Here is a 24,806-nt window from a genome sequence, read left to right as displayed (position 1 = left end):
CGAGGTCCGGGGGCGGGCCCGCTGCGGCCGGGATGCGGGCGCGTGAACGGCGCGGGACACAATGGCGGGCATGACGACGACCCCGAAGACGGTGACCCTGATCGGCCGGCCCGGCTGCCACCTCTGCGACGACGCCCGCGCCGTGATCGAGAAGGTCGCGGCCGAGACCGGCGCGGTCGTGACCGAGCAGGACATCACCCAGGACGCCGCGTTGCACGACCGCTACTGGGAGCAGATCCCGGTGGTGCTCGTCGACGGCGAGCAGCACACGTTCTGGCGGGTCGACGAGCGGCGGCTGCGGGCGGCGCTCGCCTGATCTGATCGGAATGTGACCGCCGCCCGACCTCGGCGCCCGACCTTTGCGCCTGACCGTCGCCGGCCCGTCCGGCGGTGCCCGCGGCCCGGCGGCGGTGGGTGCTTTTGGGCGGATTGCCTGCGTAGCCGCGTGTTCGACTACCATCGGGGGCGTTTTGTACACCCGGGGGCGATGCGTGAGGAGTGTGGGCGCGTGCTTCCGGGCCGGAGCCAGGGTTCGTACGGCTATGCCGTCGTGGACGTGGAGGCGACGGGCTCGTCCTCGCACCGGCACCGGGTGGTCGAGCTCGCGGTGCTGCTGCTGGACCGGGACCTGGTGCCGCAGGGCGAGTTCACCACGCTGATCGACCCGCAGGGCCCGGTCGGCCCCACGCACATCCACGGCATCGAGGCGGAACACCTGACCGGGGCCCCGCGGTTCGCCGCGATCGCGGCGCGGCTGCTGGTGCTGCTGCGCGGCCGGGTGCTGGTCGGCCACAACGTCGGCTGCGACCGGGCCTTCCTGGCCGCGGAGTACGCCCGGCTGGGACTGCGGCTGCCCGCGGCGCCCGAGGTGTGCACCATGCGGACCGCGGCGGCGCTGGGCCCGTCGGCGCCGTACGGACTGTCGCTGCGCGCTTGCGCGGCGCGCATCGGCGTCACCGACTGGAGCCCGCACACCGCGCTCGGTGACGTCCGCGCCACCGCCGCGCTGTTCGCGCACCACGCCCCGCAACTGCCGGGCCTGTCCGACCTGCTGGCGGCCGCGGCCGGGCTGCCCTGGCCGGAGCCGTCCGGCCTGCTCGCGGCGGCGGACGGCCTGTGGCTGCGGCGCGGCAACGATTCGGCCCGCCGAACAGTGCCGCATGCCCGCCACGGGCACGCGTGATGCCCATCACTTCCGCCGGGCAAATCGGACACCATCTTTGTGCACGCGTTCACAAAGACATAGCCTGGCGTCCACGGGGCGTCCCCAAAGACCGCGGTCGCCCTCAGCCCAGCTCTACCCGCAGGAGCACCGTGGCAACTGGCCGAACACACCGACCGGCGACCCGCGGCCGAGGAATTCCCGAGGCCACCGTCGCCAGGCTTCCGCTGTATCTGCGGGCACTGACAGCACTCTCGGAGCGCTCGGTGCCCACCGTCTCCTCGGAAGAACTCGCCGCCGCCGCCGGAGTCAACTCCGCGAAGCTGCGCAAGGACTTCTCCTACCTGGGCTCCTACGGGACCCGGGGAGTCGGATACGACGTGGAGTACCTCGTCTACCAGATCAGCCGTGAACTCGGCCTCACCCAGGACTGGCCCGTGGTCATCGTCGGTATCGGCAACCTGGGCGCCGCACTCGCCAACTACGGCGGGTTCGCCTCCCGCGGCTTCCGCGTCGCCGCGCTGCTGGACGCCGACGCGGCCCTGGCCGGCCGGCTGGTCGCGGGCCTGCCGGTGCGGCACATCGACGAGCTCGAGACGATCGTCGCGGACAACCAGGTGTCCATCGGCGTGATCGCCACCCCGGCCGGCGCCGCCCAGGAGGTCACCGACCGCCTCGTCACGGCCGGTGTGACCTCCATCCTCAACTTCGCGCCGACGGTGCTGTCGGTGCCCGACGGCGTCGACGTGCGCAAGGTCGACCTCTCCATCGAGCTGCAGATCCTCGCCTTCCACGAGCAGCGCAAGGCCGGTGAGGAACGCCAGGACCCGGACGGCGACGTACCCGCCGTGATGCCGGCATGAACGAGCGCAGCGCCATGCGGCGAGGTGGGTCCGGCGCCGTCCGGTCCGCGGGCGACGGGGAGTGTTCATGAGTCTTCTGGTCGTCGGGCTGAGCCACCGCACCGCCCCCGTCAGCGTGCTGGAGCGCGCCGCCCTGCCCGAGGGCGCGCGGCCCAAGCTGCTCCAGGACACAGTCGCCTGCGAACCGGCCGCCGAGGCCGTGGTGCTGGCCACCTGCAACCGGATAGAGCTGTACGCCGACGTCGACAAGTTCCACGCCGGGGTCGCCGAACTGTCCACGCTGCTCGCCCAGCACAGCTCGGCCGGCCTGGACGAGCTGACCCCGCACCTCTACGTGCACTACGAGGACCGCGCCGTCCACCACCTGCTGTCGGTGGCCTGCGGGCTGGACTCCATGGTGGTCGGCGAGGGCCAGATCCTCGGCCAGATCAAGGACGCCCTGGCCCTCGGCCAGCAGCAGCACACCGCCGGCCGCCTGCTCAACGACCTGTTCCAGCAGGCGCTGCGGGTCGGCAAGCGCGCCCACTCCGAGACCGGCATCGACCGGGCCGGGCAGTCCCTGGTCACCTTCGGGCTGTCCCAACTCGCCCCGGCCACCGGCCCGCTCGCCGGCCGCCGCGCCCTGGTGGTCGGCGCCGGCTCGATGTCCTCGCTGGCCGCGGCGACCCTCGCCCGCGCCGGGGTGCGCGAACTGGCCGTCGCCAACCGCACCGTCGAGCGCGCCCAGCGGCTGGCCGCCATGCTCGGCGAGCAGCACCCCGGGCTGAGCGCCCGCGCCCTGACCATCGACGAGGTGTCCGGCGCGGTCGCCGACGCCGACCTCGTCGTGTCCTGCACCGGCGCCACCGGCCTGGTGCTGACCGCCGACGACCTGCGCGACGCCGTACGCCGCCGCACCGCGGACGGGCCGCTGGCCGTACTGGACCTGGCGATGCCGCGGGACGTGGACGCGGCCGCCCACCACATCGACGGGCTGCACTTCGCCGACATCGAGTCGCTCGCCGCGGCCTCCGCCGACGCGCCCATGGCCGCCGACGTCGACCAGGTCCGGGCGATCGTCTCCGAGGAGGTCGCCGCCTTCGGCGCGGCCCAGCGGGCGGCCCGGATCACCCCGACCGTGGTCGCGCTGCGCGCGATGGCCGCCGATGTCGTGGCGGGTGAACTCGCCCGCCTCGACGGTAGGCTGCCCGGCTTGGACGACAAGCAGCGCGCCGAGATCACCCAGACCGTCCGCCGCGTGGTGGACAAGCTCCTGCACGCGCCGACCGTGCGGGTCAAGCAGCTGGCCGGCGAGCCCGGCGGCGCCGGGTACGCCGACGCGCTGCGCGAACTCTTCGACCTCGACCCGCAGGCGGTCGCCGCCGTCAGCCGGGCCGACACCCGGCCGCCGACCCGGGTGGCACCGAACCGAATCGAGGCGGGCAATGAGTAACCCTGCGGGGCCGGAGCCGGAAACGGTGCGGCCGCCGGCCGCGGCCCCCGGAACGACCGGCGCGGACCAGCCGCCGTCGCCGACGGACCAGCCGTCGGACCAGCTCTCGGATCAGCCGGCGGACCCGGCCGCACGCGCCGCGCGGCGCGGCTCCACCGACAGCGCGGCGCCACTGCGCTTGGGCACCCGCCGCAGCAAACTCGCGATGGCGCAGTCCGGCATGGTCGCCGACCAGGTCCGGCAGCTGACCGGCCGGGCCGTCGAACTCGTCGAGATCACCACCTACGGCGACGTCTCCAAGGAGGAGCTCGCCCGCATCGGCGGCACCGGGGTCTTCGTCTCCGCGCTGCGCGACGCGCTGCTCGCCGGTGACATCGACTTCGCCGTGCACAGCCTCAAGGACCTGCCCACCACGGCGCCCGACGCCCTGGTGCTCGCCGCGATCCCGGTCCGCGAGGACCCGCGCGACGCGCTGGTGGCCCGCGACGGGCTCACTTTCGCCGAACTGCCGCCCGGCGCCAAGGTCGGCACCGGCTCGCCGCGCCGGATGGCCCAGCTCAACGCGTGGGCACGGTCACACGGACTGGAGATCGAGACGGTCCCGATCCGTGGCAATGTTGACACCCGAATCGGGTACGTTACTTCAGGCGAACTCGACGCGGTCGTCCTGGCCGCCGCCGGGCTGAACCGTATCGGCAGACTCGCCGAGGCGAGCGAGCTCATCGACACCGGCGTCAGCCTGCCCGCTCCCGGGCAGGGCGCGCTCGCCGTCGAATGCGCCGCCTCCAACCAGGAGTTGGCCGCACAGCTCGCCGAACTCGACGACCCGTTCACCCGGGCTGCCGTGACCGCCGAGCGATCCCTGCTCGCCGCCCTTGAGGCCGGTTGCTCCGCCCCTGTGGGCGCGCTGGCCGACCTCGTGGCCGGCGGGCAGTTTACCGAGCTGCGCCTGCGCGGCGTCGTCGGCACCACCGACGGCACCACGCTGGTGCAGATGTCCACCACCGGTCCCGTACCGGCGTCGGACGACGAGGCGCGGGCCGTTGGCCGCGAACTCGCCGTGGCGATGCTCGCCAAGGGCGCGGCCGGTCTTATGGGGGAGCGCACATCTTGAACCCCGCCGCCGTCGTTACAACCAACCCGGCCGGCACCGCCGCCGGTCCGGCCGCCCCAGCCGCCGGGCACGTGACCTTCCTCGGCGCCGGGCCCGGTGACCCGGGCCTGCTGACCCTGCGCGCCGTCGAGGCCCTGGGCCTCGCCGACGTGCTGATCGGTCCCGGCGACGTGCTCGACGTCGTCCGCGGCCACGCCCGCGCCGATGTGGGCACGGCCGAACCCGCCGCCGACGGCGAGGTGTTGGACGCCGCCGCTGCTGCGACACAGCTTGTCATGTCGTCCGCGCGCACCGGTAAGCGGGTGGTCCGCGCGATCGCCGGCGACCCCGGACTGGACGCCTCCGCGGCCGAGGAGATGCTCGCCTGCGCCCACGCGGGCATCCCGTTCGAGGTCGTCCCCGGCGTCGCCGCCGCGCTCGGCGTGCCCGCGTACGCCGGTGTGCCGCTCAGCGGCGACGTCCGGTTCGTGGACGCGGCCACCGCCTCCGACCAGTGCTGGGGCGAGGTCGGCGCCAGCTCCGCGACGCTGGTGGTCTCCACCACCCTCCAGACCGTCGCCTCGGCCGCCGCCGAACTCGTCGCCGCCGGGCGCAAGCCCGACACCGCGCTGACCGTCACCGTGGCCGGCACCACCACCCGCCAGCGCACCTGGAGCGCGACCCTGGCGACCATCGCGGCCGAGCTGAAGGCGACCAAGGCGCTGCCGACGCCGGAGGGCCCGATCGCCGCGATAGCCGTCGTCGGCGAGCCCACCGCGCACCGGCGGCAGCTGTCCTGGTTCGAGACCAAGCCGCTCTTCGGCTGGCGGGTGCTGGTGCCGCGCACCAAGGAGCAGGCCGCGTCCCTGTCGGACCAGCTGCGCTCCTACGGCGCGGTGCCGCACGAGGTGCCGACCATCGCGGTCGAACCCCCGCGCACCCCGCAGCAGATGGAGCGCGCGGTCAAGGGCCTGGTCACCGGCCGCTACGAGTGGATCGCGTTCACCTCGGTCAACGCGGTCAAGGCGGTCCGCGAGAAGTTCGAGGAGTACGGCCTCGACGCCCGGGCGTTCGCCGGGATAAAGGTCGCCGCCGTCGGCGAGCAGACCGCGCAGGCGCTGGTCGAGTTCGGCGTCAAGCCGGACCTGGTGCCCAGCGGCGAGCAGTCCGCCGCCGGGCTGCTGGAGGACTGGCCGCCCTACGACCCGGTCTTCGACCCGATCGACCGGGTGTTCCTGCCGCGCGCCGACATCGCCACCGAGACGCTCGTGGCCGGTCTGGTCGAACTCGGCTGGGAGGTCGACGACGTGACCGCCTACCGGACGGTGCGCGCCTCGCCGCCGCCGGCCGAGACCCGCGAGGCGATCAAGGGCGGCGGGTTCGACGCGGTGCTCTTCACGTCGTCCTCGACGGTGCGCAACCTCGTCGGGATCGCCGGGAAGCCGCACAACGTGACGGTCATCGCGTGCATCGGGCCCGCGACGGCGAAGACGGCGGAGGAGCACGGGCTGCGGGTGGACGTGATGGCCCCCGAGCCGTCCGTGCACGCGCTGGCGCAGGCGCTGGCGGAGTTCGGGCGGGCGCGGCGTACGGCGGCGGAGGCGGCGGGCGACCCCGTCACGCGGCCCAGCGAGCGCCGTCCCGGGGCGCGCCGCCGCTCCCGGGTGTAGCCGGCGCGGAAGTGCCGGGGGCGGGCGGTCCTGTCGGTTCGGGGGCCGCCTGCCGAGGGGTCCGGGGCGTGGTGTCAGGGGAGGGCCCGGCGGCGCCTGAGGGTACCTGGGGCACCGACTGATCGTCGGCAACTGCACCCTGTGCGCGGGCGTACCGTGGAAAACGGCCCTGTTGTCCACAGAAAGGCGGCGCAGCCGATGAGCAGCCGGTACGGCGAGTTCCCCGGAGCGCGGCCGAGGCGCCTGCGCACCTCACCCGCGATGCGCCGCCTGGTCGCCGAGACCCGCCTGGACCCGGCGGAGCTGATCCTCCCGATGTTCGTCCGCGAGGGCATCAGCGCCCCCGTCGACGTCGCCTCGATGCCCGGTGTGGTGCAGCACACCCGCGACACCCTCCGCAAGGCCGCCGTGGAGGCGGCCACGGCCGGCGTGGGCGGCCTGATGCTCTTCGGCGTCCCGGAGACCAAGGACGCGGTGGGCAGCGCCGGCACCGACCCCGACGGCATCCTCCAGCAGGCGATCCGCGACGTCGTCTCCGAGGTCGGCGACGACGTCATCGTGATGTCCGACCTGTGCCTGGACGAGTTCACCGACCACGGCCACTGCGGTGTGCTGGACGACCAGGGCCGGGTCGACAACGACGCGACGCTGGAGCGCTACGCGGAGATGGCCCAGGTACAGGCCGACGCCGGTGTCCATGTGGTCGGCCCGTCCGGGATGATGGACGGCCAGGTCGGTGTGGTGCGCGACGCACTGGACGAGATCGGCCGCCAGGACGTGGCGATCCTCGCCTACACCGTGAAGTACGCCTCCGCCTTCTTCGGCCCCTTCCGGGAGGCCGTCGGCTCCTCGCTCAAGGGCGACCGCAAGACCTACCAGCAGGACCCGGCGAACCTGCGCGAGTCGATGCGCGAGCTGGCGCTCGACCTCGCGGAGGGCGCGGACATGGTGATGGTCAAGCCCGGCTTGCCGTATCTTGACGTGCTGAGGAAGGTCGCGGACACCGTCGACGTGCCGGTCGCGGCGTACCAGGTCTCCGGGGAGTACGCGATGGTCGAGGCCGCCGCCGAGAAGGGCTGGATCGACCGGGACCGTACGATCATGGAGACGCTGACGTCGATCCGGCGGGCGGGCGCGAACATGATCCTGACCTACTGGGCCACGGAAGTCGCCCAGCGGCTCTGACGGCCGCCGGGCGGGTGCTTGTTGAGGAAGGGGAGGGGGTCCGATGAGTCGGGGCATACCCTCGTGGGCCACGGTCAGCGGCCTGACGGCCGGGGCGATGGCCGTGGTGTCGGTGCTGGCGATCCAGGCCAGCGGATCGGCCCCGGGCGGCAAGCCGGCCACGGCGGCGCCCGCGCCGCACCCCTCGGCGAGCAAGCAGTCCCCGCAGACCCCGCCGCCGGTGCCCGCGCACTCCGACACCGGTAAGCGGATCGTCTACTCGATCTCCCAGCACCGCGTGTGGGTGGTCCCGCGCTCCGGGCCCACCTCCACCTTCCTGGTGCAGCCCGGCACCGTGCCCGCCCAGGTCGGCACCCACTACGTGACCGGGCGCAACGCCACCGGCACCGGCTCCGACGGCGTCCACGTCGAACACGTCGTCTTCTTCGAGTACACCGCCGAGACCTGGGTGGCCTTCTCCGCCCCGATCGACGACAAGGTCACCGCCCCCTCCTCCGCACTGCGCACCGGCGCCATCCGCGTCCACCGCGCCGACGAGACCAAGATCTGGAACAACACCGTCATCGGCTCCACGGTCGTGGTCCTGAAGTAGGACCCGCCGCCCGGAGCGGAGCATCACAAGCGGGGCCGTCCACCGGGACGGCCCCGCTTGTGATGCTGGTGGCGAGCGGCGGGAGGGGTCAGAGGCGCTCGGGGCTGCGGATGCCGAGGAGCTCCAGGCCCTTGCTGAGGGTCCGGCCGGTCAGCTCGCACAGCAGCAGGCGGTTCTCCACCTGGGCCGGGCCGCCGTCGGCGGTCAGCACCGGGCACTGCTCGTAGAACGTGGTGAACAGCGAGGCGAGCTGGAAGAGATACGAGGCGAGCCGGTGCGGTTCGTAGCTCTCGGCGACCTCCGCCAGAGCGTCCCCGAAGGCGTCCAGGTGCAGCCCCAGCGCCCGCTCGGCCGGCTCCAGGGCCAGCTCGGGGTGGGCGACGGGGCGCTGGCCGGCCGCCGCCTTCCGGAAGATCGACCGGGTCCGGGCGTAGGCGTACTGGAGGTAGACGCTGGTGTCGCCGTTGAGCGAGACCATCCGGTCCAGGTCGAAGATGTAGTCCCGGCCCAGCGACGTGGACAGGTCGGCGTACTTCACCGCGCCGATGCCCACCTGCCGGCCGTTGTCCACGATCTCCTGCTCGGACAGGCCGATCTTCTCGCCCTTCTCCCGCACCACCGCGGTGGCCCGCTGGACCGCCTCGTCGAGCAGGTCCTCCAGCTTGACGCTGGCACCGGCCCGGGTCTTGAACGGCTTGCCGTCGGCGCCGAGCACGGTGCCGAACGGCAGGTGGCGCGCCACCACGCCGTCGGTGAGCCAGCCGGCCCGCCGCGCGGTCTCGAAGACCATCCGGAAGTGCAGCGACTGCCGGACGTCCACCACGTAGAGCAGGGTGTCGGCGTGCAGGTCGCCGGTGCGGTTGCGGATCGCGGACAGGTCCGTCGCCGCATACCCGAAGCCGCCGTCGGACTTGCGGACGATCAGCGGTACCAGCTCGCCGTCCTTGCCCTTGATGTCGTCGAAGAAGACGCACAGCGCGCCCTCCGAGCGCACCGCCACCCCGGACTTCTCCAGCAGCTCGCACGTCTCGACCAGCATGTCGTTGTACCCCGACTCGCCGACGATGTCCTCGTCGGCGATCGCGATGTCCAGCTTGTCGTAGACGGAGAAGAAGTAGATCTTCGACTCGTCGACGAAGCGCTGCCAGGTCGCCAGGGTCTCGGGGTCGCCGGCCTGGAGGTCGACCACCCGGCGCCGCGCCCGCTCCTTGAACGCCTCGTCGGTGTCGAAGAGCGCCCGGGACTCCTTGTAGAGCCGGTCGAGCCGGGACATGGACGCCTCACCGGCGTCCGTGCCGGCCGCCTCGGTGTGGTCCAGCGCGTGCGGGTGCTCCAGCAGGTACTGGATCATCATGCCGAACTGGGTGCCCCAGTCGCCGATGTGGTGCCGCCGCACCACCTTCTCGCCCTCGAACTCCAGGATCTTCGCGATCGCGTCGCCGATCACCGAGGACCGCAGATGGCCGACGTGCATCTCCTTCGCCACGTTCGGCTGCGCGTAGTCGATGACGGTGGTGCCCGGGGCGGCCTTGCCGGGCACGCCGAGCCGCTCGTCGGCCGCGCGCAGGGCGAGGTTGGCGGTGATCGCCGCGTCCGGCACCGTGATGTTCAGGAAGCCGGGGCCGGAGACCTCGACCTCGCCGACCACCTCGTCCGCGGGCAGCGCGGCGACCACGGCCGCGGCCAGCTCCCGCGGATTGGCCTTCGCCCGCTTGGCCAGGCCCAGCACCCCGTTCGCCTGGAAGTCCGCCCGGTCGCTTCGTCGCAGCAGCGGGTCGGCGTCGACGGCCGACGGCACCGCGGCCGCGAGGGCTGCGGAGACGCGCTGCTGGAGCGAGGCGGAGAGGGAAGCGACCGAGGCCATGGAGGTGCCGTTCCGTGTGTCGGGAGATCGGACGTGCCACGCGACCGTGGCGACATCATTGTCCCACGGGCCCCGCGACCCCCTCACCGGGTTATCCACAGGCGGAAGCGGCCGCGCCGGGTTGTCCACAGGCGGATTATTCGCTGGCCGCCGCACGCGCCGGGTCTGGGAGAATGAAGGTGCCGGGCAGGTCCCGGCCCGCCGGTCCCGCGGACGCTTCGCGGCCGGCGGCGAGCACCGTCGAAGACCCCCAGGAAGAAGAGGACCGTGGCAGCAAGCACCGAGGCCGACTGGGTCTCCCGTTTCGCGGACGACGTCATCGCCGAGTCGGAGCGCCGCGCCCCCGGGAAACCCGTTGTCGTCGCGTCCGGGCTCAGCCCCTCCGGCCCGATCCACCTGGGAAACCTCCGCGAGGTCATGACCCCGCACCTGGTGGCCGACGAGATCCGGCGCCGCGGCATCGAGGTGCGCCACCTCATCTCCTGGGACGACTACGACCGGTACCGCAAGGTGCCCAAGGGCATCCCCGGCGTCGACGACTCGTGGGCCGAGCACATCGGCAAGCCGCTGACCTCGGTGCCCGCCCCGGCCGGCTCCCCGTTCCCGAACTGGGCGGAGCACTTCAAGTCCGCCATGGTCGACGCCCTGGGCGCCCTCGGCGTGGAGTTCGACGGCATCAGCCAGACCGCGCAGTACACCGCGGGTGCCTACCGCGACCAGGTGCTGCACGCCATGCGGCACCGCGCCGACATCGACGCGATCCTCGCGCAGTACCGCACGAAGAAGGCCGCCCCCGCCGCCAAGCAGGGCCAGAAGCCGGTCGACGAGGCGGAGCTGGCGGCCGCCGAGGGCTCGGGCGCCGCGGCGGAGGACGACGGCAGCGGCGCCGGCGCGGAGTACTACCCGTACAAGCCGTACTGCGCGCGCTGCGGCAAGGACCTCACCACCGTCACCAGCTATGACGACGAGAGCACCGAGCTCAGCTACACCTGCGCCTGCGGCCACTCCGAGACGGTCCGGCTCAGCGAGTTCAACCGCGGCAAGCTGGTCTGGAAGGTCGACTGGCCGATGCGCTGGGCGTACGAAGGCGTGGTCTTCGAGCCCTCCGGCGTCGACCACTCCTCGCCCGGGTCGTCCTTCCAGGTCGGCGGGCAGATCGTCGGACCGATCTTCGGCGGCAAGCAGCCGATCGGGCCGATGTACGCGTTCGTCGGCATCTCCGGCATGGCCAAGATGTCCTCGTCCAAGGGCGGCGTGCCCACCCCCGGCGACGCCCTGCGGATCATGGAGCCGCAGATCCTGCGGTGGCTGTACGCCCGCCGCCGGCCCAACCAGTCCTTCAAGATCGCCTTCGACCAGGAGATCCAGCGGCTGTACGACGAGTGGGACGCGCTCTCCCGCAAGGTCGCCGACGGCACCGTGCTCCCCGCCGACGCGGCGGCGTACGGCCGGGCGGTCGGTACCGCCCGCGGTGAACTCCCGCGCACCGTCCACCCGCTGCCGTACCGCACCCTCGCCTCGGTCGCCGACGTGACCGCGGGCGCCGAGGAGCAGACGCTGCGCATCCTCTCCGAGCTGGACCCGGAGCACCCGCTCACCTCGCTCGCCGAGGTGCGGCCGCGGCTGGACCGCGCCGAGGACTGGATCGCGACGTACGTCCCGGCCGAGCAGCGCACCGTGGTGCGCGACCAGCCCGACACCGACCGCCTCGCCGCGCTCGACGACGCCGACCGCGGCTCCCTGAAGCTGCTGCTGGACGGCCTGGACAGCCACTGGTCGCTGGACGGCCTGACCACCCTGGTCTACGCGGTGCCGAAGATCCGGGCCGGCCTGACGCCCGACGCGAAGCCGACGCCCGAACTCAAGGCGGCCCAGCGGTCGTTCTTCGTGCTGCTGTACGAACTGCTGGTCGGCCGGGACACCGGTCCGCGGCTGCCGACCCTGCTGCTGGCCGTGGGCCAGGACCGGGTGCGGTCGCTGCTGGGCGGCGGTTCCTGACTGACTGCTGACGGCCGGCTCCCGGCCGCAGGAGCGGGGCGCCGTGCGGCAGTGCGGCGCCCCGCCGGATCGGCATCAGGGGCGGGGCGGGCCGGATCGGCGCCCGATCAGGGGATGTACTCGGCCTCTGCCTCGGAGGTGTAGCGGTAGCGCAACTCGCGGTGGGCGGCGACCAGTTCGCGCTGCTCGGGTGCGTTGCCGCCGTACGCCTCCTCCAGCAGCCGGGCGAGCTGGCGGGTGTTGGGGAAGCTGCCCTGCTCCCGTACGTACTGGCGGTAGGCGGCGAAGTAGGCGTCGGCGACCGGCACGTCGTCGGGCAGGCGCAGGGTGCCGGACGGGTAGGTGGCGAGGTCGGACTCCGGTTCCGGTGCGGGGGCCGCCTCGGCCGCCGGCTCGGGAGTGGGAGCGGCAGCGGGTGCCTCGGTGCGCTGGCCGGGCAGCGCGATGCCGCCCTCGCCCTGGACCGGGGTGCCGTTCGCACCGTTGAGTGCCTCGGGCGGCACTTCGCCCTCGGTGCCCACGGTGCCCACGGTGCCCAGCGGTCGGGTGCGGTTGGGCCCGGCGGGCACCATCACCTGCGGTTGCTGCGGTTGCTGCGGTTGCTGCGGTTGCTGCGGTTGCTGCGGTTCGGCGCCCGGCACCGGAGCCTGGCCCTGCTGAGCCGCGAAGCCCTGTTGGGCCGCGAAGCCCTGCTGGGCCTCGTCGTACTCCGGCCCGCCGTACGGCCCGGGGTAGGGGTGGCCCGGGAACTCCGCCTGGGCGGCGGCCCGCTGCGCGGCGAACCACGGACTGTGGTGGGGCGCGCCCTGCCAATCGCCCTGCTGGTACCCCTGCTGCTCCAGCAGCTGGCGCTCGTACAACTGCCGTTCGTACTCCTGCGCCTGGGCCAGTGCCAGGTCGAAGTCGTCGTCGAGGTCGCTCACCGGGCCGTTCGGCACCGGTCCGGCGGACCCGTTTCGGCCACCCGGCCCACCCGGTCCACCCGGGCCGGCCTGGCCCGCGGCCGGAGCCCTGCCCGCGGTACCCGCCCGCTCGTCGGCGGCCTGCCCGCCGTCCGCCGCGTCACCCGTGGCGAGCGCGTCCGCCCCACCGCTCCCCGCCGTCAACTGCTTGGCCGGGGGCAGCAGTTCGATGCCCGCCGCCTCCAGCCCCGCGTCGGCCGTCTCGGACAGCGGCACCCCGTAGCGGGCCAGCCGCAGCGGCATGATCGCCTCGACCGGGGCGCGGCGCCGCCACGCGATGCCGTACCGCGCCCGCAGCCGGGCCCGGTAGACCAGCCGGTCCTGCTCGCGCCGGATGACCTCCTCGTAACTGCGCAGCTCCCACAGCTTCATCCGCCGCCACAGCCGGAAGGTCGGCAGCGGGGCGAGCAGCCAGCGGGTGATGCGCACGCCCTCCATGTGCTTGTCGGCGGTGATGTCGGCGATCCGGCCGATCGCGTGCCGGGCGGCCTCGACCGACACCACGAACAGCACCGGGATGATCGCGTGCATGCCGACGCCGAGCGCGTCCGGCCAGGCCGCGGCGCCGTTGAAGGCGATGGTGGCGGCGGTGAGCAGCCACGCGGTCTGCCGCAGCAGCGGGAAGGGGATGCGCAGCCAGGTCAGCAGCAGGTCGAGCGAGAGCAGGACGACGATCCCGGCGTCCACACCGATCGGGAAGACGTTGGCGAACCAGCCGAAGCCCTTGTGCAGGGCGAGCGTGCGCACGGCGGCGTACGAACCGGCGAAACCGATCCCGGCGATCACCACGGCACCGGAGATGACGATGCCGACCAATATCCGGTGTGTCCGGGTCAAACGTATCGCGGCCACCCGCGGCCCCTCCTGCTGCTCGGCACCTCTTCCCCTGAACTGGCCGCCCCAGACTGCCACATACGGGTGGCGTCGTGAGGATCGGTTGACGCCCGGGCCCGCTCGCGGTCGGACAAACGTACGGATACGGGGCCGGGTGAGGCCGAGTTGTTACGCGGAGCCCGGTGGCGGCGGTGCTACGCGTTGGCGGCCGCGACCGCGGCGACGACGTCCTTCGCGGCGCGCTTCGCGTCGCTGTCCACGGACTTCGCGCTCGGGTTCTTCTTGCCCTCCAGGCCGGCGCCGTCGTACTCGACGAGCACCACGACGTTGCCGGTGCGGACCACCACGGAGTCGTTCTGCGACTTGACCTTCGACACGATCGTCCAGCCGCTGATCGACCGGGCCTCGTCGCCGAGCCCGGTGATGCCGGTGGCGGTGGTGCCCGCGTCCTTCTCCGCCGAGGCGACCTGGTCGGTGAACTGCTTGTGCGCCTGGAGGTCGGCGGCGCCGAGGTCGGCCGAGGAGTCGTAGCGCTCCAGGCTGACCGACAGCCAGCGGTACTGGTAGCCGTCCTTGCCGTTGCCGGTCCAGGAGCAGCCGCTGCGGGTGTTGCTGGCGCCGGCGGTGTCCGTCGCGGTGCCGCCGCTGTGCTTGGCCTTCGGGACCAGGTCGCTGATGGTGGCCTTGGTGATCGTCTTGCAGGACGACGGCAGCGTCTGGAACCGGGCGGCGGCGAGCGGGGCGGTGGTGGTGGCGCTCGGCGCGGCCGAACCGCCCTTGCCGCTGCCGTCGTCCGCGGACGAGCCCGAGGCGGACGCGGTGGAGGAGCCGGACGAGCCGGACGAGCCGCCGGAGCAGCCGGCCACCAGCAGGGCGGGCATGGCCGCGCAGGCGAGCAGCACGGTCAGGCGGCGCTTGGAGGGGCGTCGACGTCGTTCCATGGTCTCGGGTCCTTCGGCAGCGGGGTGGTCGGGCCGGTTCGGCCCACCACCCTAAGGGGTCGAGGGCCGGCCCCGGTCCGCCCGCCGGGTCAGCCCTCGACCCTGTGCTGGAGGTCGCTGGCCACCTTCTCGGCGTCCTTTTGCAGGTCAGCGCTGTCCGGTGGCTGTGCGTCGCTGGTCGAGGACTGCGTGTACGTGACGGTCGCCAGGACGTTCGCGGTGCGGAAAACCAGCGTCACCGTGCGGCTCGCGCCCTTTCCGGCGGTCGAGGCGACGTCGTTGATGAATGCGGCGTTTCCCACACCCGACAGCAGGCGCGGGGCGAGGCTCGCGGCACTCGTGCCGGTGCTGTCCGTGCCGTTTGCCGCGTTCGTCCCGGTGGAGCTGTCGGCCGCGTTGCCGCTCGAACTGCTGCCGGTGCCGCCGGAGCCGCCGGACGACGACGAGGACGACGACGAGGTGCCGGACGCCGTCGAGGAGGCGGTCGGGTTCGTCGACGACCCGTCGGCCGGGGTGAGCGGGATGGACGCCGCCTGGGCCTTCTTCTCGAAGTCCGACGTCGCCTGCGCCTCGTCACTGACGGACGGGTCGTACGACACCACGCGGACCATGCTCAGCTTCAGCGAGCGGGAGGCGCCGTCGGCCGCCTTGGCCTGCCACGAGCAGCCCACCAGCCGGTCGGTGTCGTAGGTCAGCGCCTCCGTGCCGGAGTAGTCGGCCAGGCCCGGCACCAGCCGCTTCAGCGAGTCCGCGTCCACCGCGGAGCAGGGCTGCGGCAGCGTCTGGTACTTGCCGGGCGCCGCGGAGGCGGCGGCGCCCCCGACCGGTCCGGCCGTCCCGTCCTTGTCCGCGCCGTCGGACGAGCCGGGACCGGTGCACGCGCCCAGGACGGCGACCGCGACCGCGGTCAGGACGGCTCCGGCGGCGAGCGGCAGCCTTCGTGTCGACGGCAACGTGGACCGCACCGGCCGGACCCCTTTCGTCATTCCTCGCGGTAATTCCTTGGCGCATACGAGCGAGCCTTGGACACAATGTCTACCGCACCGGGGGCGGAAACCGCCCGTCGGGGCGGGCGCACCGGACGGCTCGCACGAGCTCGCGGGTGCGACCGGACCGCCATGCCGCACGTGCCCTCGCGGGCCGGCGCGGAGCATGGCTCGCATCCATTCTTCGTATTGTCGCTCCATTATCCGTACCGCCATCGGGGGGAAACCATGTCGTACACCGAGTTGCCGGGCGTGCGCGTACCGATCCGGATGTGGGCCGACCCCGCGTCCGTCGAGCAGGGCGCCATGCAGCAGCTGCGCAACGTCTCCTCGCTGCCCTGGATCAAGGGCCTGGCGGTCATGCCCGACGTGCACTACGGCAAGGGCGCGACGGTCGGCTCGGTCATCGCCATGCACGGCGCGGTCTGCCCGGCCGCGGTCGGCGTCGACATCGGGTGCGGCATGAGCGCGGTGAAGACCTCGCTGCGCGCCGGCGACCTGCCCGGCGACCTCTCCCGGCTGCGGACGAAGATCGAGCAGGCCATCCCGGTCGGCCGCGGGCTGCACGCCGACCCGGTGGACCCGGGGGCGATCCACGGGTTCCGCACCGCGGGCTGGACCGACTTCTGGTCCCGCTTCGACGGACTCGCCGACGAGGTCAAGTTCCGCGCCGCACGCGCGGCCCAGCAGATGGGCACGCTGGGCTCGGGCAACCACTTTGTTGAAGTTTGTATCGATACGTCCGACGCGGTATGGCTCATGCTGCACTCCGGGTCCCGCAACATCGGCAAGGAACTGGCCGAGCACCACATCGGGGTCGCCCAGGGCCTGCCCCACAACAAGGGCCTGGTCGACCGGGACCTCGCGGTCTTCGTCGCCGACACCCCGCAGATGGCGGCCTACCGCAACGACCTGTTTTGGGCGCAGGAGTACGCCAAGTACAACCGCGCGGTGATGATGACCCTGCTCCGCGAGGTCGTCCGCAAGGAGTTCAAGAAGGCGAAGCCCGCCTTCGAGCCCGAGATCTCCTGCCACCACAACTACGTGGCCGAGGAGCGCTACGACGGGATGGACCTGCTCGTCACCCGCAAGGGCGCGATCCGCGCGGGAAGCGGCGAGTACGGCATCATCCCCGGTTCCATGGGTACCGCTTCGTATATCGTGCGCGGCCTGGGCAACGCCTCGGCGTTCAACTCCGCGTCCCACGGCGCCGGCCGCCGGATGAGCCGGGGCGCGGCGAAGAAGCGCTTCACCGTACGGGACCTCGCGGACCAGACCCGCGGGGTGGAGTGCCGCAAGGACGCCGGCGTCGTGGACGAGATCCCCAGCGCGTACAAGCCGATCGAGCAGGTCATCGACCAGCAGCGCGACCTGGTCGAGGTGGTGGCGAAGCTCAAGCAGGTCGTCTGCGTCAAGGGCTGAGGGGGCTGCTGCCGCACCCCGCACGTCCGGCAGGCGGGTGGGGGCTACTGCTCGCGGTGGACCTTGGTGTTGCTGGCCTGGGCGCGGGGGCGCAGGACCAGCAGGTCGACGTTGACGTGGGGCGGGCGGGTGACGGCCCAGGCGACGGTGTCGGCGACGTCGTCGGCGGTGAGGGGCTCGGCCACGCCCGCGTAGACGGCGGCGGCGCGCTCGGCGTCGCCGTGGAAGCGGGTGAGGGCGAACTCCTCGGTTTTGACCATGCCGGGGGCGATCTCGATCACCCGCACCGGTCGGCCGTTGAGCTCCAGGCGCAGCGTCTCGGCGATGACGTGGGCGCCGTGCTTGGCGGCCACGTAGCCGCCGCCGCCCTCGTACGGGGCCAGGCCGGCGGTGGAGGAGAGCACCACCACGGTTCCGTCGCCGGAGCCGGTCAGCGCGGGCAGCAGCGCCTGGGTGACGTGGAGCACGCCGAGCACGTTGACCTCGTACATGGTGCGCCACTCGTCCGGGTCGGCGGTGGCGACCGGGTCGGTGCCGAGCGCGCCGCCCGCGTTGTTGACCAGGACGTGCAGCGGGGGCAGGGCGCCGAGGTCGGCGGCGAAGGCGTCCACCGCGGCCCGGTCGGTGACGTCCAGGGCGTGCACGGAGGCGCTGCGGCCGGCGTCGGTCAACTCCTTGGCCAGCGCGTCCAGCCGGTCGGTGCGGCGGGCGGCCAGCGCGACGTGGTAGCCGGCCTCGGCGAGCCGGCGGGCGGTCGCGGCGCCGATGCCGCTGCTCGCACCGGTGACCACTGCGGTACGGGAAGTCATGTCGCGCTGCCTTTCGTACGGGGCTGCCGCTCAGCATAGGTGCGGGCGCTACGCGCTCGCGCACCTGTCCGAGTTCAGCGCCCGCAGCATGACCCGCTGGTCGAAGGCGAGCAGGGTGACCGTCGTCGCGCACATCAGCCCCGCGAACACGGTGTGCGCGACCGGCGAGGCCGCCTCGGCCCCGACCATGCCGAGCGCGAAGTGGGCGCCGACGCGGAGCGCGAGCAGCCCGACGGCGAGCAGCCGGGTCTGGCGGCCGCGCAGGATCGCCTTCGCCGTCTTCAGCCGGCCGCGCAGCACGGTCCTGGTCAGCACGATGTTCACCGCGACCGCGACCGCGACGACGACCCAGCCGTAGCGGCTGGTCCGCAGGACGTCGTAGGAGGCGCCGATCAGGCCCTCGAAGGCGAAGAACCAGACGGGGACGGGCTGGTACGCGCAGGGGTCCGTGGTGCCGGTGCCGGTGCCGGTGGCGGTGCCAGCGCGGGTGTCGGTGTCCGGGCCGCGGTCGGGGCCGGTGGGCGGGGGCGCCGTGCGGCTGGTGGTCTGCGGGACTGCCTCGGTGGTTGCCATGCGTCCAGCGTCCCGGTCGCGGGGTGGCCGGCGGCAGAGCCGGACGTCCGCGGTCGCCGGTGACATCTGTCATGTCCGGGGCCGCCGGATGTCACCCGGGCCCGGCCCGAACCCGGGCGCCGGTCATACCCTCACGCCGTCACGCCGTCACGCCGTCACGATCTCCGGCTTCAGCGGCCCCAGCACCCCCGCGATGGTGCCGATGGTCTCCTCGTCCACGCCCGCCTCCGCGAGCGAGGCCGCCAGGTGCGCCACGACCTTGTCGAACGCGCCCGAGGTGATGGCCAGTTGCTCGTGGGCGCGCCGCATCGTCCGCCCCGAGTAGGGCCGCCGGGCGCCCAGCGCCTGGCCGACGAAGTTCCGCTGGTGGCCCTTGATCCGCTCGATGTCCTGGCCCTCGAAGTACCCGGCCAGGTCCGGGTCGGCCAGCACCCGGTCGTAGAAGAGGTCGACCACGGCCGCCACCGCGTCCGCTCCGCCGATACGGTCGAAGATCGTGGGTTCGGCCGCAGTGGCCCCTGCCGATGTCGTGTCCGTCATGGCCCCGATGATTCGGCGGCCGCTTTCCACCGCGGTGACCCGCCGGTTATCCGGCCGTCAAGTCCCGCTGACAGCACGCGGGTTGCGAGTGTGAGCGGCCGTACACGCGGCGGTCACACGGGAGGGGGTCCGGGCGGGCGCCAGGCCCTACGGCCAGACCAGGCAGTAGAGCTGGTGGCCGGACTCCTCGCAGCGGCGGGCGAAGTCCTGCCATTCGTGGAGCATCTGGTAGATGACGAACGCGTCGCGCGGGCCGCGCCGGTCGGGCACCGTGGACCAGATGAAGGCGGCGGCGCCGAGCGACTCCTCGTTGGCGGTGCGCAGCGGGTCCACCACGGACGCGGGCAGCCGGACGACCGCGTAGTCCGGGTGCAGCACGACGAGTTCGAGCGGCGGGACCTTGGAGGGAGGTATGCCCTCGATGCCGGTGAGCACCATCGCGGCCATGGTCTCCGGCTTGACCTTGGTGTACAGGCCCTGGCCGAGTTCGTCGCCCCCGAGTTCCTCCGGGCGCATGGAGATGGGGACGCGGGCCGCCGTGGCCCCGTCGGGCGCGCCGAAGTACTTGTAGGTCACCCCCACTCGGCCACCCCTGCTCCTGCCCTCTGCGGTCGGTCGCTGCTCCGGTCGGTCGGCACCGGAGCCGGTGTTGTCCTGCGGCGCGCGATCGGCGGGCCGGCGCCGCCGGCCGGTGGGACGGGGGTTTTCAGGCTCGCGATCGCCCGGCACGTCGCCCGGTTCACCACCGCGCTGCTGCATTCCACTACCCGACCATCCGTCGACCCAACCATGCAACCCGATCATCGTCTCAGATGCGAGGTCGAGACGTTGCGGCGCAACGCCCGTCGTTTGAGAGCATGTGCCTGTGAGCTATCCGTACGAAGCACCAGTGTCCCAGGAACTCTTCGACCGCGCGGCGGCCGTGACCCCAGGTGGCGTGAACTCCCCGGTGCGCGCGTTCCGCGCGGTGGGCGGTACGCCGCGGTTCATGGTCTCCGGTGCCGGTCCGTATCTGACCGACGCCGACGGGCGCGAGTACGTCGACCTCGTCTGCTCGTGGGGACCGATGATTCTCGGCCACGCGCACCCCGAGGTGATCGCGGCCGTGCAGGCGGCCGTGGCGGGGGGCACCTCGTTCGGGACGCCCACCGAGGGCGAGGTCGCGCTCGCCGAGGCGATGGTGGCGCGGGTCGAGCCGCTGGACCAGGTGCGCCTGGTGTCCTCGGGCACCGAGGCCACGATGTCGGCGATCCGGCTGGCCCGCGGCTTCACCGGCCGCGCGAAGGTGGTGAAGTTCGCCGGCTGCTACCACGGTCATGTGGACGCGCTGCTGGCGGCGGCCGGTTCCGGGGTCGCCACGTTCGGGTTGCCGGACACCCCGGGGGTGACGGGCGCGCAGGCCGGCGACACCGTGGTGCTGCCGTACAACGACATCGAGGCCGTACGGGCCGCGTTCGCCGCCCACCCGGGCGAGATCGCCTGTGTGATCACCGAGGCGTCGCCCGGCAACATGGGCGTGGTGCCGCCGCGGGACGGCTTCAACGCCCAGCTCAAGGAACTGTGCACGGCCGAGGGTGCCCTGTACATCTCCGACGAGGTGATGACCGGCTTCCGGGTCAGCGCCGCGGGCTGGTACGGGATCGACGGGGTGCGCCCGGACCTGATGACCTTCGGCAAGGTGATGGGCGGCGGCTTCCCCACCGCGGCCTTCGGCGGCCGCGCGGACGTGATGGCCGCGCTCGCCCCGGCCGGGCCGGTGTACCAGGCCGGCACGCTGTCGGGCAATCCGGTCGCCACCGCCGCCGGTCTGGCCCAGCTGCGGCTGCTGGACGCGGCCGCGTACGCGCGGCTCGACGCGGTCTCCGCGCAGATCCGCGAGCTGGTGAGCGCGGCGCTGGACAAGGAGGGCGTCGCACACCGGGTGCAGACCGCGGGCAGCATGTTCTCCGTCTTCTTCACCGACTCCGAGGTGCGCGACTTCGCCGACGCGAAGCGGCAGGAGGCGTACCGTTTCACCGCTTTCTTCCACGCGATGCTGGCGCAGGGCGTCTACCTGCCGCCGTCCGCGTTCGAGTCCTGGTTCGTGTCGACCGCACACGACGAGCAGGCGGTGCAGCGGATCGCCGCGGCGCTGCCCGCCGCCGCACGTGCCGCAGCGGAGGCCCACGCATGAGTGCCGAACACCCTGAGCTGACCGTGGTGCACCTGATGCGCCACGGCGAGGTGCACAACCCCGAGGGCGTGCTGTACGGGCGCCGGCCCGGCTACCACCTCTCCGAGCTCGGCCGGCAGATGGCCGAGCGGGTCGCCGAGCACCTGTCGGGGCGTGACATCCGCCACGTCGTCGCGTCGCCGCTGGAGCGGGCGCAGGAGACCGCGACGCCGATCGCGAAGGCGCACGGGCTGGACCTGGCGACCGACCCGCGGCTGATCGAGGCGGAGAACATTTTCGAGGGCAAGACGTTCGGCGTCGGCGACGGCGCGCTGAGCCGCCCGGCGAACTGGAAGTACCTGACGAACCCGTTCCGGCCGAGCTGGGGCGAGCCGTACGTCGACCAGGTGGTGCGGATGATGGCCGCGCTGGGCGCCGCGCGGGACGCCGCGCGCGGGCACGAGGCGGTGTGCGTCAGCCACCAGCTGCCGATCTGGATCGTGCGGTCGTACGCGGAGAAGCGGCGGCTGTGGCACGACCCGCGCAAGCGGCAGTGCACGCTGGCGAGCGTGACGAGCTTCACGTTCCAGGGCGACGAGATCGTCTCCGTGGGCTACAGCGAGCCGGCGATCGACCTGGTCCCGGCGCGGTTGCGCGCGGGGGCCAAGCCGGTACGCGGCTCGGTCGGCGCGTAGGCGTTCCGGCCGGGCCGGCGCCCGGTCCAGGTGGCTCCGGCCTCCGCCCCGGACGTTGGTGCATATGCCCGAAATGGGCCTCTTTTAAGGTGATCTGATTAGTCCATAAGTGCCCTATCTGTCGGCGAGTCTCCGTTTCGTGCTGCCCGCGAGGAAGTGGTGAGGGGCAACGACGCAGCCGCCGAGAGACGGGGATCGCATGAGTGCCATGACCCGAAGGGCCCTGTTGACCACGACCGCCGGAGCCGCCGCGGGTGTCGCGGTGGCGGGGTGCGGCGGAAAGGACGGGGGCTCCTCGGGTGCCGCGCCACGGTCCCGCAGCACGGGGGAGCACCAGGGGGCGAGCGGGCCGAAGGCGCCGCCTACCGTGCGGCTGATCGGCGACGGCTCCACCGCCGACACCGGGCCGCAGCCCGGCCAGCCGGTGGTGGACCGGCTGGAACCGGGCCAGACGCCCCCGCAGTTCGTGGTCTTCTCCTGGGACGGCGCGGGCGAGATCGGCAACGGCCTCTTCCCCCGCTTCCGCAAGCTCGCCGACGACCACGGCGCCAAGATGACCTTCAACCTCTCCGGCCTGTACCTGCTGCCGGAGAGCAAGAAGCTCCAGTACGCGCCGCCGAACGGCCCGCTGGGCGCCTCCGACATCGGCTACCTCGCCGACGACCACATCAGGATGACGCTGGACAACCTGCGGCAGGCGTGGACCGCGGGCCACGAGATCGCCACCCACTTCAACGGCCACTTCTGCGCCGGCGCCGGCAGCGTCGCCCGCTGGACGCCGGCGGACTGGAAGAGCGAGATCGACCAGGCCGTGTCGTTCGTCACCCAGTGGAAGACCAACACCGGCTGGCACGACGAGGAGCCGCTGCCGTTCGACTACGAGAAGACCCTGATCGGCAGCCGCACCCCCTGCCTGCTCGGCCAGAACAACCTGCTGCCCACCGCCGCCGCGCTCGGCTGGCGCTACGACACCAGCAACCCCGGCGGCAACCAGACCTGGCCGGACAAGATGCAGGGCCTGTGGAACTTCCCGCTCCAGCTCATCCCGTTCCCCGGGCACACCTTCGAGGTGCTGTCCATGGACTACAACATGCTCGCCAACCAGTCGCACGCCGCCACCAAGTCCGACCCGCGCAACTACCCGTACTGGCGCAGCCAGGCGACCGCCTCGTACATCGCCGGGTTCGAGCGGGCCTACGAGACCAACCGCGCGCCCTTCTACATCGGCAACCACTTCGAGGAGTGGAACGGCGGCATCTACATGGACGCCGTCGAGGGCGCGTTGCAGCACATCGCCTCGCTCGGCTACAAGGACGTGCGGCTGGTCTCCTTCCAGCAGCTCGCCGACTGGCTGGACGCCCAGGACCCGGCGATGCTGGCGAAGCTGCGCGAACTGGAGGTCGGGGAGCAGCCGGCCGGCGGCTGGAAGCGGTTCACCGGCCAGGTGCCGGCGTCCGACGCGACCGGCGCCGGGCCCTCCGCAGGGGGCTCCGCCGGCGGGTCGGCCGACAGCCCGGTCGGGGCCGGCGCATCGCCGGAGGTTCCCTCGGCGACCTGACCCCACGCATCCTTACTTGGGGCAATTGCCGTCTTTGGGGTTGCCGGTGGGGGGTGGGGAAGATCGCGCGGGGGCTCATGCGAAACTTTTCACATGAGTTCTCCGCGCGCCTTCGGCCGCCACCTGCTCCGCCGCGCCGCCGCGCCGGCCGGAGCCGTGGCGCTGGCGCTCACGCTCGCCGCCTGCAGCTCGTCCTCCTCGTCCTCCAGTGGCGGCAACGCCAACTTCGTCAGCGGCAACGGCAACATCACGGTGGTCAAGGCCGGCCAGCGCAAGGCCGCCCCGGCGCTGTCCGGCGAGACCGTGGCCGGCGGGAAGACCAGCCTGGCCGCCTACAAGGGCAAGGTCGTCGTCGTCAACATCTGGGGGTCGTGGTGCGCGCCCTGCCGGGCCGAGGCGCCCAACCTCGCCAAGGTCTCCAAGGCCGAGGCCGGCAAGGACGTCCAGTTCCTCGGCATCAACACGCGTGACCTCAACCGCTCCAACGCCGCCCGGTTCGACAAGCGCTTCGGCATCACCTACCCGAGCCTGTACGACCCGTACGGCAAGCTGATCCTGAAGTTCCCCAAGGGCAGCCTCAACCCGCAGAGCCTGCCGGCCACGCTCGTGATCGACCGGCAGGGCCGGGTCGCGGGCCGGGCGCTGGCCGCCCTGACCGAGGACCAGCTGCACAAGCTGGTGGACCCCATCGCCGCGGAGAAGTGACGTGGCGGGCGGCTCCCTCCTGCTGGCCGGCAGCGCGGACACGGTGACGTCCGGCGCGCTCGTCGCGGCCATCCCGATCGCGATGTTCGCCGGGCTGGTCTCCTTCGCGTCGCCCTGCGTCCTGCCGCTCGTGCCCGGCTACCTCTCCTACGTGACCGGGGTCACCGGCAGCGACCTGGGGGAGGCCCGGCGCGGGCGGATGTTCGCCGGCTCGCTGCTGTTCGTGCTCGGCTTCAGCGCCGTGTTCGTCTCCGGCGGCGCCCTGTTCGGCAACTTCGGCGCCGAACTGCAGGTGCACCGGCAGGTGCTGGTCCGCGTCTTCGGGTCGCTCACCATCGTGCTCGGGCTCGCCTTCATGGGGCTGATCGGCGGCATCACCCAGCGGGAGTTCCGCTTCCACTTCCGGCCCGGGGTCGGGCTGGCCGGCGCGCCGCTGATCGGCGCGATGTTCGGGCTGGGCTGGACACCCTGCGTCGGGCCGACGCTCGGCGCCGTGCAGTCGCTCGCCTTCAGCAACGCCAGCGCCGGGCGCGGCGCGCTGCTGATGGCGTTCTACTGCCTGGGCCTCGGGGTGCCCTTCATCGTGGCCGCCGTAGCCTTCCGCCGTACGCTGGGCGCCTTCGGATGGGTCAAGCGGCACTACGCCTGGGTCATGCGGATCGGCGGCGGCATGCTCGTGGCCGTCGGGGTGCTGCTCGTCACCGGCGTGTGGGACCACATCACCTACCAGATGCAGATCTGGTCCAGCGGCTTCTCCACAGGGGTCTGAA

General features: G+C 72.7%; 23 protein-coding genes. 15 read left to right on the top strand and 8 right to left on the bottom strand.

Annotated features, from left to right (window positions below; translation table 11 throughout):
* Nucleotides 1-70: 70 nt before the first annotated feature.
* The 8 genes from WA788_RS18135 to WA788_RS18100 all read left to right on the top strand — a co-directional run bounded on the left by WA788_RS18135 (nt 71) and on the right by WA788_RS18100 (nt 7,997).
* Nucleotides 71-316, top strand: a complete 246-nt coding sequence (locus tag WA788_RS18135) for a glutaredoxin family protein (protein WP_335978494.1) — start codon at nt 71-73, stop codon at nt 314-316.
* Between the two features lie 192 nt (nt 317-508).
* A complete protein-coding gene (locus WA788_RS18130; protein ID WP_335978493.1) occupies nt 509-1,183 on the top strand; it encodes a 3'-5' exonuclease in 675 nt (224 codons plus the stop codon).
* Between the two features lie 131 nt (nt 1,184-1,314).
* A complete protein-coding gene (locus WA788_RS18125; RefSeq protein ID WP_335978491.1) occupies nt 1,315-2,025 on the top strand; it encodes a redox-sensing transcriptional repressor Rex in 711 nt (236 codons plus the stop codon).
* A gap of 67 nt (nt 2,026-2,092) precedes the next feature.
* Entirely contained in the window at nt 2,093-3,457 is a 1,365-nt protein-coding gene (locus WA788_RS18120) for a glutamyl-tRNA reductase (RefSeq protein ID WP_335978489.1), read from the top strand.
* Nucleotides 3,450-4,571, top strand: coding sequence for a hydroxymethylbilane synthase (gene hemC, locus WA788_RS18115; RefSeq protein WP_335978487.1), 1,122 nt, complete (start codon nt 3,450-3,452; stop codon nt 4,569-4,571). The genes WA788_RS18120 and hemC overlap by 8 nt, the downstream gene beginning before the upstream one ends.
* Nucleotides 4,568-6,220: a uroporphyrinogen-III synthase gene (locus tag WA788_RS18110; RefSeq protein ID WP_335978486.1), complete on the top strand. Its 1,653-nt coding sequence runs from the start codon at nt 4,568-4,570 to the stop codon at nt 6,218-6,220. The genes hemC and WA788_RS18110 overlap by 4 nt, the downstream gene beginning before the upstream one ends.
* A gap of 198 nt (nt 6,221-6,418) precedes the next feature.
* Nucleotides 6,419-7,405 (top strand): porphobilinogen synthase, encoded by a 987-nt coding sequence (gene hemB, locus WA788_RS18105; protein ID WP_335978484.1) that lies wholly within the window; start codon nt 6,419-6,421, stop codon nt 7,403-7,405.
* Between the two features lie 43 nt (nt 7,406-7,448).
* Entirely contained in the window at nt 7,449-7,997 is a 549-nt protein-coding gene (locus WA788_RS18100) for a L,D-transpeptidase (protein WP_335978482.1), read from the top strand.
* An 88-nt stretch (nt 7,998-8,085) separates the two neighbouring features.
* Here WA788_RS18100 and argS read toward each other — a convergent pair whose 3' ends face one another.
* Entirely contained in the window at nt 8,086-9,861 is a 1,776-nt protein-coding gene (gene argS, locus WA788_RS18095; RefSeq protein ID WP_335978481.1) for an arginine--tRNA ligase, read from the bottom strand.
* A 267-nt stretch (nt 9,862-10,128) separates the two neighbouring features.
* Here argS and lysS point away from each other — a divergent pair, with 267 nt between their 5' ends.
* Nucleotides 10,129-11,859 carry a lysine--tRNA ligase gene (gene lysS / locus WA788_RS18090; protein ID WP_335978480.1) on the top strand — a complete coding sequence of 577 codons (1,731 nt, stop codon included), beginning with the start codon at nt 10,129-10,131 and terminating at the stop codon, nt 11,857-11,859.
* 107 nt (nt 11,860-11,966) lie between these two features.
* On the opposite strand, the gene WA788_RS18085 is transcribed toward lysS, so the two are convergent.
* The 3 genes from WA788_RS18085 to WA788_RS18075 all read right to left on the bottom strand — a co-directional run bounded on the left by WA788_RS18085 (nt 11,967) and on the right by WA788_RS18075 (nt 15,582).
* The gene (locus WA788_RS18085; protein ID WP_335978478.1) at nt 11,967-13,673 is read right to left on the bottom strand and encodes a DUF2637 domain-containing protein; all 1,707 of its coding nucleotides are present in this window, start codon (nt 13,671-13,673) and stop codon (nt 11,967-11,969) included.
* A gap of 176 nt (nt 13,674-13,849) precedes the next feature.
* Nucleotides 13,850-14,596, bottom strand: coding sequence for a DUF3558 domain-containing protein (locus WA788_RS18080; RefSeq protein WP_335978476.1), 747 nt, complete (start codon nt 14,594-14,596; stop codon nt 13,850-13,852).
* 89 nt (nt 14,597-14,685) lie between these two features.
* Nucleotides 14,686-15,582 carry a DUF3558 domain-containing protein gene (locus tag WA788_RS18075; protein WP_335978474.1) on the bottom strand — a complete coding sequence of 299 codons (897 nt, stop codon included), beginning with the start codon at nt 15,580-15,582 and terminating at the stop codon, nt 14,686-14,688.
* A 228-nt stretch (nt 15,583-15,810) separates the two neighbouring features.
* On the opposite strand from WA788_RS18075, the gene WA788_RS18070 reads away from it, so the two are divergent.
* Nucleotides 15,811-17,004 carry an RtcB family protein gene (locus WA788_RS18070; protein WP_335978472.1) on the top strand — a complete coding sequence of 398 codons (1,194 nt, stop codon included), beginning with the start codon at nt 15,811-15,813 and terminating at the stop codon, nt 17,002-17,004.
* 44 nt (nt 17,005-17,048) lie between these two features.
* On the opposite strand, the gene WA788_RS18065 is transcribed toward WA788_RS18070, so the two are convergent.
* The 4 genes from WA788_RS18065 to WA788_RS18050 all read right to left on the bottom strand — a co-directional run bounded on the left by WA788_RS18065 (nt 17,049) and on the right by WA788_RS18050 (nt 19,685).
* A complete protein-coding gene (locus WA788_RS18065) occupies nt 17,049-17,813 on the bottom strand; it encodes an SDR family oxidoreductase (RefSeq protein ID WP_335978470.1) in 765 nt (254 codons plus the stop codon).
* A 48-nt stretch (nt 17,814-17,861) separates the two neighbouring features.
* Nucleotides 17,862-18,386 (bottom strand): hypothetical protein, encoded by a 525-nt coding sequence (locus tag WA788_RS18060; RefSeq protein WP_335978468.1) that lies wholly within the window; start codon nt 18,384-18,386, stop codon nt 17,862-17,864.
* A 147-nt stretch (nt 18,387-18,533) separates the two neighbouring features.
* Complete coding sequence (locus WA788_RS18055; RefSeq protein WP_335978466.1) at nt 18,534-18,926, bottom strand: group I truncated hemoglobin; 393 nt, start codon at nt 18,924-18,926, stop codon at nt 18,534-18,536.
* Nucleotides 18,927-19,073: 147 nt separating this feature from the next.
* Nucleotides 19,074-19,685 (bottom strand): hypothetical protein, encoded by a 612-nt coding sequence (locus WA788_RS18050; RefSeq protein WP_335978464.1) that lies wholly within the window; start codon nt 19,683-19,685, stop codon nt 19,074-19,076.
* 106 nt (nt 19,686-19,791) lie between these two features.
* Here WA788_RS18050 and hemL point away from each other — a divergent pair, with 106 nt between their 5' ends.
* The 5 genes from hemL (at nt 19,792) to WA788_RS18025 (ending at nt 24,805) form a co-directional block, all read left to right on the top strand.
* On the top strand, nt 19,792-21,099 hold the full coding sequence (hemL, locus tag WA788_RS18045) for a glutamate-1-semialdehyde 2,1-aminomutase (RefSeq protein WP_335978462.1): 1,308 nt from the start codon (nt 19,792-19,794) through the stop codon (nt 21,097-21,099).
* On the top strand, nt 21,096-21,773 hold the full coding sequence (locus WA788_RS18040; protein ID WP_335978460.1) for a histidine phosphatase family protein: 678 nt from the start codon (nt 21,096-21,098) through the stop codon (nt 21,771-21,773). Before hemL ends, WA788_RS18040 begins: the two co-directional genes overlap by 4 nt.
* A 199-nt stretch (nt 21,774-21,972) precedes the next feature.
* On the top strand, nt 21,973-23,331 hold the full coding sequence (locus WA788_RS18035) for a hypothetical protein (RefSeq protein WP_335978458.1): 1,359 nt from the start codon (nt 21,973-21,975) through the stop codon (nt 23,329-23,331).
* A 93-nt stretch (nt 23,332-23,424) separates the two neighbouring features.
* A complete protein-coding gene (locus WA788_RS18030; RefSeq protein WP_335978456.1) occupies nt 23,425-24,036 on the top strand; it encodes a TlpA family protein disulfide reductase in 612 nt (203 codons plus the stop codon).
* Nucleotide 24,037: 1 nt separating this feature from the next.
* Nucleotides 24,038-24,805 (top strand): cytochrome c biogenesis CcdA family protein, encoded by a 768-nt coding sequence (locus WA788_RS18025; protein ID WP_335978454.1) that lies wholly within the window; start codon nt 24,038-24,040, stop codon nt 24,803-24,805.
* Nucleotide 24,806: the final 1 nt, after the last annotated feature.

Source organism: Streptomyces sp. CA2R106 (genome assembly GCF_037034245.1).
Classification (GTDB): Bacteria; Actinomycetota; Actinomycetes; order Streptomycetales; family Streptomycetaceae; genus Actinacidiphila.
Note: the sequence above shows the minus strand (reverse complement) of the source record. Positions and strands in the feature narration are given on the sequence as shown.